Here is a 16,590-nt window from a genome sequence, read left to right as displayed (position 1 = left end):
GTGTTCGGGTCCACGATCGGGAAGCCATAGACGTCCCGGACGGGGTCGTAGCCGACGGGGTCGGCGCCCTGCAATGCCACGCGCTCGATGGTGGTACCAGGCGGCGCGTGGAAGCGCACGGTGCCATCGGTCCCCTCGGGCCCGGCATTGGCAACGGTGAGCAGGAACGTCGCGGTGCCGCCCACCGCCACCGGGCTGCTGCCGTCGGTGCGCGCAAGGGCGAGGCGGATGTCGGCTCCGTCATCGTTGCGGATGACCACCTCCACGCCGGCACCGGCCGCGTCGATGCGCCCCGCGGTCGTGCTCGTCAGCGACAATGTGAAGGTCTCGTCGGCTTCGATGACGTCGTCGCGGTAGAAGTACACCCGGATCGGGCGTGCGTTCTGCCCTTCGTCCAGGAACACCACCCAGGAGCTGGCGAAGCCGCCCACGATGTCGTGGATGTCGGCCGGGACGGCACCGCTGGCGGAGGCCCTCGCAACAAGGTTGGCGGCAGTCGGGGCACCGCTCACGCGCTCGACGACGAAATCCGCGTAGCCGCTGATCGTGAAGCTGCTCCCCTCGGGAACGGTGTTGTCGACGAGACGGATGCGGAAGACGGGCTCACTCACGACGGGCGGCGCCACCGTGACGGTCCCGCTGTCGCTGTTGCCGAAAGCGCCGCTCGAGTCGGTGACGGTGTAGGTGAACTGCGCCGTCGTAGCGCCGCCCGTCGGAGTCACGCGGACGCCCGTGAGCTGGCCGCTCGCCGGGTCCACCACCGTCTCCACGGTGGCGCCGCCCAGGGCTCGGACGTCCGAGACGCGCAGCACGTCGCCATCGGCATCCGAGGCGCCTGCGAGCAGGTCGGACACGGTGATGAGGGCGCCCGGCGGCCGCGTCAGCGTCAGATCCGGCGCCACCGGCGCGGTGTTGTCGACGGCGAAGCGGATGGTGGCCGTGTCGGTGGCGCCTGCGGCGTCGCGGGCGGTGTAGACGAAGCTGTCCTCGAACGGCGTGGTGAGCCGCTCTTCGGGCGTGGTCGGCGGGTCGTAGCCCAGCCGGTCCACGATGCCGTCACCGGTGTGGTCGTAGGCGAAGACCAGCCCGCCCAGTGCCGTTGGCGCGAAGCTGCCCGGCGCCAGGCCGTCCAGGCGCAGATCGGTGCCGGTGTCGTTGGCCAGCAGCATTGAGACGTCGAACGTGAAGCCCGACGCGCCGAAGGTCCAGCGAAGGGTGTCGTCGGTGGCATCGACCGTCGAAGTGGCCGTGCCCTCCGTCAGCACCGCCACCACCTGCTGCGGGTCGTAGCCGACGTCCTCCACCGTCGAGTTGATGTCGGCCACGAGCCGCGCGCCACCAGGCGCCGCGGCATCGAGCACCCACAGCTCCGTCCCGATGGTCCGCAGGTTGCGCGCGAAGTAGATGGAGCCATCGCCCCCCTGGAACGGACCATCCAGCGCGTCCCAGGCCTCGGTGAAGCTGGTTACCGCCACCGGCGGTAAGGCGTCGGCCGGTGTGGCGCCCACCTGCATGCGATACACCTGGGGCGCGACTCCGCCCACCCCGACGAACATCAGCTGCCCGCCAACGGCCGACGGCGACACGATCGTCCCGATGGTCCGCGGCGTGGGTGAGATGCGCGTGGCCGTCAGGCCGTTGTCGTCCACCTGGAACAGCGATCGGATGCCGGTCGTGTCGTCCAGCGCCACGAAGAACAGCTCGTTGCCGATGGTCACCAACTCGTTGGGGGACCCGAAGGGGTTGCGGAGGTCCGGCCCTGAGACCGCCTGCGCGGACAGGCCGTCGGCGGTGGTCCACACCTGCAGGGCGCCGAAGCTGCCGTCGATACTCGCCAGCCAGTAGACGCGGCCGTTCACCACTGCGGCAGTCTGGGCGATGGCGCCGCTGATGCTGGTGGGCGCCACCTCGAGGACGCGCACGGTAGCGGCGGGGTTGGCCGCGGCCAGATCCGCCGTCAGCATCTCGCGACCGAAGGGCCCGGAGTTCTGGCGCCAGTAGATGCGGTCGCCGACGGCCAGAAACTCTTCCTCGCCGTGCCAGTCGAGCACCGGCGACACGCCGAACTGGCCCTGCGGGTCGATCGGCAGGTCGAACACGAGCTGCGCGGTGAATCCGCCGTCCCAGGTGAAGAGCGACCACACGTCGTCCGCCGGATTGAAGTTGCGGTTCTCCATGCGGCCGCGGTCGAGCGCGGCAAACACCACGCGGCCGTTCACGAGGCCCGTCGCTCCGAGCAGGAAACCCGACTCGAACGGCACCGCGCCGCCGAGCAACACCGAGGTGACCCCGGTATCGAGGTCGTGCACGCGCACCTGGTTGATGGCCGACGTGCTGGTGCCGAACAGCACGCGGCGGCCGAGCACCACCACCTCGTCGGAGAAGTTCGTGCTGTCCTGGTGGAGCGCGCGGACGGTGCCGTTGGTGCCGCTGATGCGGTACAGGCCGGCCATGAACGGCAAGCCCACGACGGGCGCGCCTTCCAGGTAGCCGGTGCCCACCCAGTCGCCCTCCACCGCCACGCCGCGGCCCGAGGGCCGGAAGTTGCCGCCCTGCACGGGCAGCAGGTTCGGGCCGTCGGTCAGATACTGCAACACGCCGTTGGCGGTGCCCGGATCGCCGAGGAACGCCATCCCGCGCGCGGTGGGCACCCGCCACGGCACGGCGAGGTAGCCGCTGCCGGGCGTGCCGTTGGTGTTGCGATCGGTGGGCACCTCGCCCCCGGTGCTGGTCGGGATGTCATAGAGATACAGCGTCGGCGCGTTCGCGAGGTTGCCGAGCGTGCGGTAGACGAGCTTGCCGGCCGCCACCTGTACCTCGTCGATCTCGAAGGGCGTGTCCACGAGATAGCGATTCTCCGGCCCACTTCCCGGGCCGGCGGACGGGAGGTGGACGTGCAGCCCATAGCGGGAGCCCGCACGGACGACGAAGGCCACGCGCCCCGTCTCGTCCACGCTGACGTGTTCGACGGACTCACCCGCGGTTCGGAACAGCCCCGCGAGATCGAGCGCGCCATCGCCATCCACATCGGTCCACGTGGCCAGGAACACGTCGGAGTGACCGGTGGACCCGGGCTGGACACCCGAGACGACCACGCCGCCGGGATAGGGCCGGATGTCGAGGCCGGCCGTGAGTGGCTGGCCGGACGGTGTCGCCACCGACGTCCACGCCGGCATGCCGCCCGGGCCCTGGGTCAGCGCGTAGAGCCGCGTGGTGGTGCCGCCCAGGCCGTCGGGGGCCTGGCCGAAGAAGAACAGCCGGTCCCGCGTGGAGGTGGAGACCGCGGTGAGGTGATGCGGCGCCAGCGGGACGCCGCCGCCAGTGGCGTTGATGTCGAGGAAGTGGGCCACGTCGGTGGGCGCCCAGCCGAAGCCCGGGTCGGCCAGCGTCACGCGCCACAACGCGTCGGTGCGCGGCACACCGTTCTGGTCGTACGCCGAGCCGGCGAAGAACACCGTCGTCTCGGCGGGCGCACCCGACCCGGGCGCCGGCACCGTGACACCGAAGCCGGCGAGTGCGCGCAGGCCGGTTGCGGGCGCGCCGGTCGTCACCTGCACCACCTGGAACCCGCTGCCGTCGGCGAGGCGCAGCACGGCGAACACCTGCTCGTCGCCTGCCGTGTCGCGCGCGACGTACGCCACGCCGTCCGGCAGCGCCGTCAGCGCGCGGCGATTCACTCCTGCGAGGGCGAGCGTCGCCACCTGCTGGCCCTGACGGTCGAAGGCGACCAGCTCGTCGGCAGGTGTGGCCAGCCACACCAGGTCGCCGGCACGGACGGCCAAAGTCCGGTTCTCGGGCAGCTGCATGCCGTCGAACATGCTTTCGCCCACCTCGGCCAGGTCGGTCACGATGTTTCCGGACACCGTCACCCAGCGCCGGGAGCCGGCGGCATCGAGGCGCGAGAAGAACATTCGGCCGCCGAGGGGCGTGATCGCGCGAGGGCTGCCGGAGTCGGCACCGGCCGGGCCCTCCGCGGCGTCCACCAGGGTGGCAAAGGGCTGGGTGGTGCCCGCCGGCGGCGGCTGGAGCGGGTCGAGCACCCACAACTCGCGCCCCGTCTCGGGCGTGACCCCCGAGAAGTAGAACCGCACGTCTGGCGGCTGGACGGTCTGCCCCGCTGCCGGGAGGGCCGCCCACACCCACGCCACGCTCACTGCCGCCGCGATCACCCGTGCAACCCTGCGCACCGTCATGCTCCGCTCCAGTGCTCCGGCCCGGCCCGCCCCGCCTGCCTGGGCAGGCGTCGGGTGCGGCCGACCCCGGAACACTGCCGTAAGCGATGTTTCAGGTCGCGTGGGTTCACCGGAGCGTGCAGAGGCCGCCGGCTGCCACAGGAGCGCCGGGAAATCGCCCCGGAACCACCTTGTGCCATCATCGGAACAGGCATGGTGGACGGGGCCGCCGACGAGATTACGCAACTCCTGCACGCCTGGGCCGGAGGCAACGCCGACGCCTTGCCCCGGCTGCTTGCCATCGTCTACCCGGAGCTCCGCAAGATTGCGGCCCGCCGACTGAGCGGCGAGCGCCCCGATCACACTCTGGAGCCCACGGGCCTGGTGCACGAGGCCTACCTGCGGCTGGCCCATCGGCCCGACCGACACTGGGAGAACCGGACACACTTCTACGCGGTAGCGGCCCGCGTGGTGCGTGCGGTGCTCGTCGACCACGCCCGTTCGCGCGGGCGTATCAAGCGCGGCTCGGGCGCGGTGAGCGTCGAGCTGACGGAAGCCAGCGCCGGCGTGCCGCCTCCGGCGGTCGATCTCCTCGACCTCGACGCGGCCCTCCAGGAACTCGAGGCCATCGACGCCACCCGGGCACGCATCGTGGAACTGCGGCACTTCGCGGGGCTCTCCAACGAGGAAACGGCCGAGGCCCTCGGCATCTCGGTGTCGACTGTCAAGCGCGGCTGGCTCGCGGCCAAGACCTGGATTCGCCGCCGGATGGAAGGACAGACACGCCAGCCATGACGGGTGAGGAGTGGGCCCGGCTCGAAGAGGTGTTCGACGAAGCGCGGCAACAGCCGCCCGACAGACGCGAGCGCTGGCTCGCCGCCGGTTGCGCCGACCCGGAGCTGCGTCGGCAGGTGGTCGACATGCTGGCGGCCTTCGACGACGACCCCGACTTCCTCGAAGACTCCCGCGACATCGCGAATGCGGTGACTGCGGCCGTCGCCGGAGAGGTCGAGGGCCAGCGCCTGGGCGCCTACCGCGTACATCGCCAGATTGGCGAGGGCGGCATGGGCCTGGTCTACGAGGCCGTCCGCGCCGACGACGACTTTGACCGGCGGGTGGCCATCAAGGTGCTGCCGGCCTGGAGCGGTTCGGCCGCCCTCGAGCGCTTCCGCCGTGAACGCCGCCTGCTGGCCGGACTGGACCACCCCGGGATTGCGCGGCTCATCGACTCGGGCACCACACCCACAGGGGCGCCGTACTTCGTGATGGAACTGGTCGAAGGGCGTCCCGTGGATGAGTGGTCCCGGGACCATGCGCTCACCCTCGGCGACCGCGTGGCCCTCGTGGAACGGGTCTGCGACGCGGTGGCCCACGCGCACCAGCGGCTGGTGGTGCATCGCGACATCAAGCCGGCCAACCTGCTCGTCACTCCTGACGGCCAACCCAAGCTGCTGGACTTCGGCATCGCCACCGCGCTGTCGGCCGACGGCGAGACCGATGGCGTCACGCGCACCGGCCAGCGGAGCTTCACACCCGAGTTCGCGAGTCCCGAGCAGGTGCGCGGCGAGCCGGTGACAACCGCCAGCGACGTCTATGCCCTCGGCGTGCTGCTGTACCTGCTGACCACGGGTCAGCGTCCCTACCGGCTGCAGGGCCTCTCACCGCTCGACGCCATGCGGGTGGTGTGCGAGCACGACCCAGCTGCTCCCAGCCGCGTGGCCAACACAAGAGACCGGCCAGCGCTGGCCGGCCCGCTCGACGCTGTCATCCTGCGGGCCCTGCGCAAGGCCCCCGAGGACCGCTATCCCACCGTCGCCGCCTTGCAGGCCGACCTGGCGGCCTGGCGCCAGGGGCTGCCGGTGTCGGCGGCACCCGATCCCGTGGGCCGCCGTCTCTCTCGCTTCGCCCGACGTCACCGGTTGGTCGTAGCCGCCGCCGCTGCGGTGCTGGCCGCCCTCCTCGTCGGCGGCGGCGTTGCCCTCTGGCAGGCGCGTCTGGCCGCCGAGCAGCGCGACCGGGCCGAGCGTCGCTTCCAGCAGGTCCAGGCGTTCTCGCGCTCGCTCATCTTCGACGTCAACGACGCGCTCTCCCGTGTCGCTGGCAACACGGTCCCCCGGCGGCTCCTGCTCGACCGCGCTGTTCAGTTCCTCGACGGTCTGGCAGCCGATGCTGGCGACGACACCGCCCTCACCGTCGAACTCATCGAGGGTTACCGTCGTCTGGGCCGGGTGCTCGGCGACCCCACGTCCGCCAACCTGGGCGACCGCGCCGGGGCAGCACGCACCCTGGAGGCCGCGGTGCGCTTGACGGATCGCCTGCTCGCTGCAGAACCGGACCGCCTCGCCTGGCTGGAACTGGCGCTCGATGCGACGCACGAACTGGCCTCGGTACAGCTGCGCACCGGCGATGCCACCGGCGATGCGGCCGGCAACGCCACGCGGCAGCGTCGCGATGCCCTGCTCGCGCAGCTCGAGCGTCTCCACGGCGACGCCGTCGAGGCGCTCCCGGCGATTGTGCGCGGACGCACCTACGTGGGCAGCATGCTTGAGGGCGACGCGCGGCACGGACAGGCTGAACAGGAGTATCGGGGCGCACTCGCGCTCCTCGACCGGGCCGCCCCATCGGCCGCACTCGCCCACCTGCGGGCGCCGCTCGTGAAACGCCTTGGTGCCGTGCTGCAACGGCTTGGTCGGAACGACGAGGCCGAGGCCCAGTACCGCGTGGCCCTGGCACTGGACGAGCAGCCCCTGGCCGCCGATCCGCTCAATCCGGGCCTTCAGTTCGACCTGAGCGTGACCTTGTCAAACCTTGGTGGCCTCCTCATGCTCCAGGGCTCTCGCGACGATGCCATGGCCGTGCTCGATCGATCGCTTGCCATTCGACGGACGCTCGTCGCCACTGACCCAGGTGACCTGCGTGCCGCCGAAAGCCTTGCCGGGCTGCTCGGACGCTACTCGACCTACGCCTACGAGGCCAGGCAGTTCGACCGTTCCGTCGCCTTCAACCGCGAGAAGGTCGCCCTGCGCGAGGCCATCGTCTCGCGTGAAGGAGCGACCCCGCGTAGTCTCTCCGACCGCGCCCTGGCGCGGCTGGAACTGGCCATGGCGCTGGTGGCGGAGGGCGAACCGACAGTGGGCGCACACCGGCGCCGGCTCCTCACGGAAGCCGAGCGCGTGCTGGCCTCGGTCCTCGTCCGCGAGTACACGACGCCCAGCCTGCAGGCAGCCGTGAGCGTCGAGGCGTTCGCGCAGGCGCGAGCCAGTCTTGCAGCACGCCTGGCACGGCTTTCGTCTTCCACCAGCCCTGCCGAAGCACGATCGCGCTGACCACCGCCGCGCTCAACCGTGGTCAGCGGTTTCCCGCTCGGCCCGCCCCTCGACGCGCCTCACGGGAACGTCACGGTCTGGACCGGCGTGGGTGCGCTCGTGCCGCAGGCGTTCGACGCCGTCACCGCGAAAGTGTAGGTGCCCGGCGGCGGCGGAATGGTGAACGACCGCGTCGTCATCGGCAGCGCCCCCACGTACGCGCCGCCCACGACGATCGTGTAGGCCGTCGGCGCCGCCCCGCTCGCGGGCGGATCCCAGATCACGTTCAACACGCCACTCGCGTTGAAGGCGGCGAAGTTCCGCGGCGGCTGCGGCGCGCCCGAGCACGCGCCCGGGAACGTCAGCGTGACGGCGTTCGACCCGCCGCTCGAGCCGGCGGCGTTGGTCTGGCGCACCGAGAATGTGTAGGTGCCGGGCGGCACGGCCGGATACGTGAACGTTTCGGTCGGACCGAGCGGCAGCGACGCCACCACCGGGCCGGTCACGTCGAGCACGGCATTGCTCGGCGCACCACCGCCGAAAGTGGGCGTCCACGCCAGGGCCAGCGCGCTGCCATTCACGAGGCCGAGCAGGTTCGACGGCGCCGACGGCGCCACCGGCACGTTGACGTTGGCCACGATCTCGTTCGACGGGCTGCTCACGCCCGAGGCCGTGATGCTGCGCAGGCGGATGAAGAACGATCCGGTGGGCAAGGCTACCGTGACCGCCGGCGTCGCGCCGAGCGGCAGGGCGCCGATGACCGAGCCGGGCGTCGGTCCGCCCTCGAGCTGCAGGGCGATCACGTCCGGCCCCGACGTGGGCAGCGTCCACGCCATCGACACCGTGTTGCCACTGATGCCGGTGATGCGGAAGTTCGACGGCGGCTGCGGCCCGACGGGCGGCGCCGGATCCACGGTGAGCGACACGGTGACCGTGTTGCCCGGACCCACGGTGTTCACGGCGCGATAGGTGAAGCTGTCGGCGCCGGAATAGCCGGTGGCGGGCGTGTAGGTGAAGCTGCCGTTGGCGTTCAGCGCAAGGGTGCCGTGCGCCACGTTCGACTGCAGCACCGCCGTCAGCGAGGCGCCGCCATTCGCGCTGTCGTTGGCGAGCACGCCTGGGGCGGCCACGGTGAGCGCGGTGTTGAACGCCGTGCTGTAGGCCTCGGCGACGGTGGTCGGCACGGCGGCATTCACCATGAGCGACACGGTCACCGCGTTGCCGTTGCCAACGCCGTTCACGGCGCGATAGGTGAAGCTGTCGGCGCCCGCGTAGCCGGTGGCCGGCGTGTAGGTGAAGCTGCCGTTCGCGTTGAGCACGAGCGTGCCGTGCGCCACGTTCGACTGCAGCGACGCCGTCATGGCCCCGCCCCCGTTCGTGTTGTCGTTCGCCAGCACACCGGGCGCGGAGATGCTGAGCGGCGTGTTGAACGGCGTCGTGTAGCTGTCGGCCACCGTCGTCGGCGCCGTGGCGCCGACCGCGATCGACACCGTCACGACGTTGCCGTTGCCGGCGCCGTTGGTCGCGCGATAGGTGAAGCTGTCCGGGCCGTTGTAGCCGGTGGTGGGCGTGTAGCTGAAGCTGCCGTTCGCGTTGAGCGTCAGCGTGCCGTTCGACGTCCCGGTGACGAGCACGGCGGTCAGGTTGCCGCCGCCGTTGTTGTTGTCGTTGGCCAGCACGCCAGGCGCGGCTACGCTCAGTGTCGTGTTGAAGGGCGTGCTGTAGGTGTCGGCCACCGTCGTCGGCGCGCCCCCGTTCACGGTCAGCGACACCGTCACGACGTTGCCGTTGCCGGCGGCGTTGGTTGCGCGATACGTGAAGCTGTCGGGGCCGTTGTAGCCGGTGGTGGGCGTGTAGGTGAAGCTGCCGCTGGCGTTGAGGGACAGGGTGCCGTGCGCCACGCCCGTGACCAGCACGGCCGACGTCGAGCCGCCGCCATTGGCGATGTCGTTGCCGAGCACGCCAGGCGCCGCCACCGTGAGGAGCGTATTGAACGGCGTGCTGTAGGCGTCGGCCACCGTCGTCGGCGCGGCGCCGTTGACCGTGAGGGTGACGGTGACGACGTTGCCCGAGCCGTTGGTGTTGGTGGCGTAGTAGGTGAACGAGGTGGTGCCGCTGAAGCCCGTGGTCGGCGTGAACGTGAAGCCGCCGTTCGTATTGAGCGCGAGTGTGCCGTTGGCGGTCGTCGTGTCGAGCACGGCGGTCATGGCGCCGCCGCCGTTGGCGTTGTCGTTGCCGAGCACGCCTGGGGCGGCCACCGTGAGCGGCGTGTTGAACGCGGTCGAGTAGCTGTCGGCCACCGCGATCGGCGCCGTGGGCGACGCGGTGTTGAGCGCGACGCGCCAGGCGCCGCGGCCGTGCGTGAAGGCGTAGAGCTGGTAGGGCGCGGTGTCGTTGAATTCCAGGGCCTCGACCGGCGTGTTGGAGAACCCGGTGTTCTCGAGGTACCAGCTCGCGCCGCCGTCGACCGACGTGAACACGCCGAGGTCGGTGCCCACGAAGACCTGCAGCGAGTCGGTGGGATGCACGACCACCGACAGCGCCGGAATCTGCGGCAGCGCCGTGATGCCGCTGCCGACGCTGGGCGCCCACGTCGCCCCGCCGTCGACCGACTTGTAGAGGTTGTTCACGCCGAATGCCGACACCGTGGCGTAGGCGATGTTCAGGTTGCCGGGGTCCCACGCGATCCACGAGATGAAGTTCGACGACGGCCGGGTGTTGGCCCACACCGTGGCACTCGTCGCCGTCAGCGCGGCGGTCTGGACGGCGATGTAGCCGTCGGACATCCCGTAGAGGACGCGGTTGCCGTCGAGCGGATGCGTGGCGATCGCCGACACGGAGCCGTTGCCGGGAAGGAGGGCCGAGGCGCGCGTCCAGGTGCCCGCCTGGTTGGTCGTGCGCCACGCGAACCAGCCGCCCGTCCACAGCTGCTGGCGGCTGGCCTGGTTCATCACGAACGTGCTGATGAACGGAAAGCCGTTGTCACCCGTGATTCCCGACACGGCGTTGGAGAACGTGGTCCCGCCGTTCAGCGAGCGCTGGATCGAGAGACCGGTGTTCTCGAGGAACAGAACGTCGTTGCTGGCGTTGCCGTCGCCCAGCGTGTCGACGGCCACGTAGCCGCCGTCACCGCCTGACAGCACCGACCATGTCGACCCGCTGGTAGTGCCGCGCTGCGTGCCGTTGTCCTGCAGGCCGCCGAAGAACGTGGCGCCGTTGGGATATACCGCGCCGTCGTAGAACTGCGTGGTGACGTAGCCGTTGTTGCGATCGACCCACGTGGGGCTGCCCACGACGGGATTGCCACAGACCGCCGCCAGTGTGTTGCCCACCGGTGCGCGCGCGTCGTCGACCCGCTCGACGCCGCCGTCACTCGTCGAGAACAGGATGCGGTTGGACGTGCCATTGAAGCCGGGATGGAACACCAGCCCGTGCTGGTCGGCGTGGTGGTACTGCGGGTCGACGCCCTTGTCGAACCACCAGTAGCTCGCCACGCCCCAGTTGGCACCGCCGTCGTCCGAGCGGAACAGATCGATACCGCCCGCCCACACACGGTTCGGATCGAGGGGATCCACGGCCAGCACGTTGTCGTACCACCCCTGGTTGAGGAACTGGTTCGCGGCACCGAACGAGCAGTCGAGGAGCACGCCGAAGACCGGATTCGACAGCAACAGCCGGTTGATCTTCTGCTGGTCGGTACTCACCGCCAGCTTGGCGTCGAGCCGCGTCGTGAAGCTGCCGGAGTCGCCGTTGGACACCGACCGGTACACGGCGTGCAGGCCATCCGCGCCCGGACCGCCCGCCGTCGTACTGGCCGACATCACGTACACCACCGCCGGATTCGACGGCGCCACCGCGATCGAGCTGCGACCCATGCCCGCGCTGCTCAGCACGTTCGAGAACGTGGAGGCGTCGCTGTCGTCGGCACGATACACGGTGCCCTGCGCGAAGTTGCCGCAGGCGCCGAACACGAAACCCGAGGCCCCGGTGAGCTGCATCGTGACCTGCGTGCAACCGTTCACCGCGGTGCCGTTCACGAGTTGCGTCCACGACGCGCCGCCGTCGATCGAGCGGAAGAGGCCGGTCCGCGTGGCCGCCCACAGCCGCTGTGTGTTGCGCGGGCTGACGATGAGGCTGTTGACGTAGTGGAAATTGCTGTTGTTGGTCGAGGCCAGCTGCGTCCACGTCACGCCGGCGTCGGTCGAACGGAAGATGCCGGCGCCGCGGATGGCGTCGGCGTTGAAGAAGCCCTCACCGGTGCCGGCGTAGAGGGTGCTGGTGTTGCCGGGCTCGAAGGCCAGTGACACCACGGCCAGGTTGGCCATCTGCAGCTGCGCCAGCGGCGTCCAGGTGGCGCCGGCGTCGGTCGACGTCCACACGCCGCCGGCCACGCCGCCCGCGTACATCACGCTGGGGTTGCCCGGATCGATGAGCAGGGCGCGGGTGCGGCCGCCCTGGTTCGACGGACCGAGGTTCGTCCACGTGGTCAGCGCGGCGCCGGGCGCCGCCGCCACCCCGTCGGGCAGGTCGTCGTAGCTGGGCGCCAGGGCGCCGAGGGCCGACGAGTAGCGGGGCATGGCGCGCATCTGCTGCAGCGCCGCCAGGTAGCGCGACGCGTCGAGCGTACGCGTGCCACTGGTGACGTCCGTGCCGCGCGTCACGATCGGCCCGGTGCGGCTGTTCACATAGAACGTCAGCGCCTCGCTCGGCTGATCGAACCGCTTGCCCGGCCCCTCGCCACGCTCGCGCTCTTCGCCCTCCATCGCGGCCTCGAGCTGCAGCCGGCGCGGGTCGGCGAAGCGGCGCTCGAGCACGCGCCCGGCGAGCGGACCGACGGCGAGGCCGACGGCGGTGACGCAGCTGAGAAGGAAGAAGATTCGGGCGCGGGCGGGTGACGGCATGCGATCTCCGGGGCGAATGCCTGTATAGCGTCGTTCGGCGCGGGATCATATCGCGCCCGCTGGAGGTCCCGGGCCGGGCGGACAACGGTTGTCGGAACCCGCGGGCAACACGTCGCAGAAGCGCGCAGGGCGAAATGCGGCGGCGCCGTCCAGATTGAGGATTGAGTGCCCCGCCGAAGCACTGCACAACGATGGGCGATGCACGGGTCGTGGCGCCGGACCACGACGGAACGGACGCGCGGGGCGGGGTCAACACCCAGTGGCGGACGAGCACTTCGGGTCAGAGTGATCCACCAGGTGGGCCGCAGGGGGCGTCGTCGTGTCGAGGGCGCACGCAGCGCTCCGAGGCGATCTCTGCTGGCGCCCCTGCCGAACGTGCGTGGCGCGCCAACCGCTACGCGCGCATGATCGCCCGAAGTCGCCGTTGCGCGCGCCACGCCGCGCGCAACAGCCAGACGCCAGCTCCCAGCATCACCGCGCCGAGGCCAAGGCCCATCCACGACACGGGCGATTGCAGGCTGGCCCAGATGAACCCCGAACCAAGCACGATCAGCACGAACCCGAAGAGCCCGGCGCGCACCACGGCCAGCAACTCGCCGCCACCGCCGATGACCTTGCGCAACCGGCGCGTCGGCGCGTCCACGCCCAGCGGGACCTCGCCCGACAGCTGCTGCAGCGCCAATGACAGCCGGCCGCGCGGATCGTCGCGGACGACGCCGGACCGCACCATGGCCGTGACATCGGCCTCGTCCGCCGCGGGCGTCCCTGGCGCCGGTAGCACCGCCTCCGGCAGACTGGCCGCCAGCGCCACCTCCGCTGGCGCCGTACGGGCTGGCCACAGCAGCACCCCGGCATCGCGCTCGTAGCAGGAGCCGCCCAGGTGAAGCCGCCAGCGCCCGGCGGTGTCTTCAGGACGCTCACCGGGAAGCCGCTCGCGCGCCAGGTCCTCGAAGTTGGCGAACCATTGCAGGGCCGCCGTCTCTCGCACGGCGTCACCGCCATCCGCCGCCTGCAACGCGCGCAAGGCGCCGCGCAGCCGCAGACCACACTCTTCGTAGTCGTCCATCGCGAAGAGATCGCCCGTCTCGATCATCACGCACGACGAGTACCGTCGCTCGACGAAGCGAATCCATTCTTCGAAGTAGCCCCCGAGCGCCGCCGGCACGAGCGAGAGCATGGCGGCGTGGCGCGAACGCGCCCGCGTCGCGTACGCCCGCACGGCCGCGCATGGCACGACGTACTCGAACAGGGGCGAGGATGCCGCATCGTCCTCGTATACGCGGCGCATGACCAGGTCCTCCGGCGCGAACCCCGCGAGCCAGAAGAGCGGAATGGTGTACTTGGCTTCGATCTCCGGCTCGCTGGACGCCGCGACTGGTGCGGCCTCCAGCGCACGCCGCGTCAGTGCATCACGCGACGCGCATCCGCGAAACACGGCGTAGTTTCCCATGCAGGTCCTTCGTCAGCGCCACAGCATCCGGGCCACGAGATTCACCCCGCCCGCGAGGACGGCGAGCACGAACGATGCCTTGTGCGTGCCGGGGTAATGCGATAGACGGTGCGGCCGGTCGACGCCGAAGCGCTCCAGCAGCTCACGTCGAGACATCGGGAACACCAGGGTTGCCAGGCCCAGCACCGCACAGAAGGGCATCAGGAACGCCGCCTCGAGCGCGAACCGGTCTGCCGCTCCGGCGCCACGCCACTGCCAGATCGACGAGGCCGTTCCGAGCAACACGAGTAGTGCTCCTCCCCAGCGCTGAACCCGAACCGACGGCATGCTGCCCTCCGCGCTCGCCCGGGCGTCGGCACCCTCGCCCGTCCGCGGAATTCTGCCACAGTCCTCGCGCCGGAAGCCTTCGCCCCTCAGCCCTGGTCACTCCATCACGCAAACGCCGGGCGTGGCCCGCCGCGGCGGGTATGATGCACGCGCGGCGCTGACGCCGACCATCAGGAGCGTGCGGGTGCATCCGAGCCATCGCAACCGATCCTTGCGGGTCTCCCTGATCGTCTGTGCCACGCTCATCGTTCAGGCCTGCAGCGCCCCTCCGGCCGAACGTCCCGCGAGGGCGGCGGCCGATGACCCGGTGTCCGTGTCGATCGCGCAGGGCACGTATCGCGCCCGGCCCGCCCACGAGGCGGTCCTGGCGTTCCTCGGTGTGCCCTACGCCCGGCAGCCCGTGGGTGAGTGGCGCTGGCGCGAGGCGGAGCCTCCCGCCACCTCGACCCTGACCGTCGACGCCGACGCGTTCGGGCCGACGGCGCACCAGCCGCGCGACGAGAACGAGCGCGCGTCGTTCCAGCCGCAGGGCGAAGACTGCCTGAGCCTCAACATCTGGACGCGCGGTCCGCGCCCCGACGGCCGGCCGGTGATGGTCTTCATCCACGGCGGCGCGAACGTGAGCGGCGGCTCGGCCGACCCGCTCTACGACGGCCACAACGTCGTCCGCGACAACGACGTCGTGCTCGTGACGATCAACTATCGACTCGGGCCATTCGGATTCCTCGACCTGTCGGAGGTGGGCGGGCCCGCCTACGCCCGCAGTCGCAATCTGGGATTGCTCGACCAGCTCGCCGCGCTGCGCTGGGTGCGGGCCAACATCGCGGCGTTCGGCGGCGATGCCGGCAACATCACCGTCTTCGGCGAGTCGGCCGGCGGCTCGGCCATCATGCGCCTGCTCGGGATGCCGCTCGCCAGGGGGTTGTTCGACAAGGCCATCATCGAAAGCGGCGGGCCGGCCAACATCAGGGTCAAGGGCTACCCGAAGGCCGACGACGTGCCGGCGGGGCGTGCGCTCACCCGCGAGATGATGCAGGAGGCGGGCGTCACCGATCTCGCCGGGCTGATGGCGCTCCCGGCCGAGTCCGTCATGGCGGCCGCCGCAGCCGTGGCTCGGCGTCGCGGCGACACCATGGGCATCAGCACGTGGGGCGCGCGGGTCGACGAAGTGGTCCTGCCGGACGACCTGTTCGGGAACATTCGCCGGGGCGCGAACCCCGGCGTGAAGGTCCTCATCGGCACCAATGAGGATGAGATGCTCTACTTCCGCCTCTACGACCGCGACTTCGAGCGCGGGCTGATGCGCGAGTACCACGCCACGGCGACGAGCATGGGCCGCCCGTTCGGCAAGGTGAAGGCGCTGGCCGATCGCTACATCGGCGGCAGCAGCGACCCGATGCGCTACGTCGATTTCGCCGGCGAGTTCTGGCTTCGCCAGCCGTCGATCCTGCTGGCCGAAGGGCAGTCGCACCACAACGACGTCTTCATGTACCTCTGGACGTGGGATTCACAGGTGCCGGGCCTCGGGGCAGCCCATGCCATCGAACTGCCGTTCGTGTTCGGTAACCTGCGCGACCAGAGTGCCGTGGCCCTCACAGGTGCGAATCCGCCCGCCGAGCTCTCGCGACGGATCCAGGCGGCCTGGACCGCGTTCGCGCTCACGGGCACCCCGACCGCCGGCGGTGAGACGCCGTGGCCCCGCTACACCCCCGCGTCCAGGGCCACGATGATCCTGACCGACGGCCCGTGGCGCGTGGTCGACGATCCCAGGGGGGACGACCGCCAGATCCTGCGCGAGATGTTCGACGTCGACACCCGGTAAGGGCCGTGATGCCGACGCAGCGGCTCAGCGGCGACCTTGCGCGGGACGTGAGGCCTCGAGCAGGCGCTCGAGGCCGTCGAGGATGAGCTCCAGCCCGAAGCCGAAGTCCATCCGCCCGTCGTACGAGCCGTCCGCCACTTTCTCGGACATCTCGCGCATGTAGGGATACGTCTCGGGCGGGAGCATCGGCAGGAAATGCTGCGCGGCGCTGGCGTACTCCTCGGGGTCGACCGGAAACTTCTGTTCGTGCAGGGTGAAGCCGTAGATGTAGCAGTCGAGGGCGTTCCACGCGCGGTCGGCCAGCGGGATCGAGAAGCCCGCCTGCCGCAGGCAGCCCACGGTGGCGTCGATGTCGTGCAGCATCACCGGGCTGACGTTGATCCGTGACATGAGGAGCGCGGTGGCCCACGGGTGGCGCCCCAGCACGGCATGGGCCGAGAGGGCCCGGCGGCGCAGCGCCTCCTTCCAGGGCACGCCGGGCGCGGGCGCCTCGATCTCCGACACCACGCGTTCGACCATGCCGTCGAGCAGGTCGTCGCGGTTCGCGACGTGGTGGTAAAGCGACATCGCCTCGACCCGCAACGCCACGGCCAGTTTCCGCATCGACAGCGAC

Annotated in this window: 8 protein-coding genes; 3 read left to right on the top strand and 5 right to left on the bottom strand. The window is 70.7% G+C overall.

Annotation, left to right across the window (positions count from 1 at the left end; all coding sequences use genetic code 11):
* On the bottom strand, nucleotides 1-4,193 hold a 4,193-nt coding region (locus Q0C41_RS22655; protein ID WP_291987648.1), incomplete at its 3' end, for an Ig-like domain-containing protein.
* A gap of 192 nt (nucleotides 4,194-4,385) precedes the next feature.
* On the opposite strand from Q0C41_RS22655, the gene Q0C41_RS22650 reads away from it, so the two are divergent.
* Together Q0C41_RS22650 and Q0C41_RS22645 are read left to right on the top strand one after the other, a co-directional pair.
* Nucleotides 4,386-4,967 (top strand): ECF-type sigma factor, encoded by a 582-nt coding sequence (locus Q0C41_RS22650; protein ID WP_291987646.1) that lies wholly within the window; start codon nucleotides 4,386-4,388, stop codon nucleotides 4,965-4,967.
* Nucleotides 4,964-7,498 (top strand): serine/threonine-protein kinase, encoded by a 2,535-nt coding sequence (locus tag Q0C41_RS22645; protein WP_291987645.1) that lies wholly within the window; start codon nucleotides 4,964-4,966, stop codon nucleotides 7,496-7,498. The genes Q0C41_RS22650 and Q0C41_RS22645 overlap by 4 nt, the downstream gene beginning before the upstream one ends.
* Nucleotides 7,499-7,557: 59 nt before the next feature.
* On the opposite strand, the gene Q0C41_RS22640 is transcribed toward Q0C41_RS22645, so the two are convergent.
* From Q0C41_RS22640 to Q0C41_RS22630, 3 genes are all read right to left on the bottom strand, one after another.
* Nucleotides 7,558-12,378 carry an Ig-like domain-containing protein gene (locus Q0C41_RS22640; RefSeq protein ID WP_291987644.1) on the bottom strand — a complete coding sequence of 1,607 codons (4,821 nt, stop codon included), beginning with the start codon at nucleotides 12,376-12,378 and terminating at the stop codon, nucleotides 7,558-7,560.
* A gap of 394 nt (nucleotides 12,379-12,772) precedes the next feature.
* The gene (locus Q0C41_RS22635) at nucleotides 12,773-13,828 is read right to left on the bottom strand and encodes a hypothetical protein (RefSeq protein WP_291987643.1); all 1,056 of its coding nucleotides are present in this window, start codon (nucleotides 13,826-13,828) and stop codon (nucleotides 12,773-12,775) included.
* 12 nt (nucleotides 13,829-13,840) lie between these two features.
* A complete protein-coding gene (locus Q0C41_RS22630) occupies nucleotides 13,841-14,113 on the bottom strand; it encodes a hypothetical protein (RefSeq protein WP_291987642.1) in 273 nt (90 codons plus the stop codon).
* A gap of 349 nt (nucleotides 14,114-14,462) precedes the next feature.
* Between Q0C41_RS22630 and Q0C41_RS22625 the strand changes: the two genes are divergently transcribed.
* Nucleotides 14,463-15,977: a carboxylesterase family protein gene (locus Q0C41_RS22625; protein ID WP_291987641.1), complete on the top strand. Its 1,515-nt coding sequence runs from the start codon at nucleotides 14,463-14,465 to the stop codon at nucleotides 15,975-15,977.
* A gap of 24 nt (nucleotides 15,978-16,001) precedes the next feature.
* On the opposite strand, the gene Q0C41_RS22620 is transcribed toward Q0C41_RS22625, so the two are convergent.
* A partial coding sequence (locus tag Q0C41_RS22620; RefSeq protein WP_291987640.1) for a TetR/AcrR family transcriptional regulator C-terminal domain-containing protein occupies nucleotides 16,002-16,590 on the bottom strand: 589 nt, incomplete at its 5' end.

The organism is Luteitalea sp. (genome assembly GCF_022842525.1).
GTDB lineage: Bacteria > Acidobacteriota > Vicinamibacteria > Vicinamibacterales > Vicinamibacteraceae > Luteitalea.
Note: the sequence above shows the minus strand (reverse complement) of the source record. Positions and strands in the feature narration are given on the sequence as shown.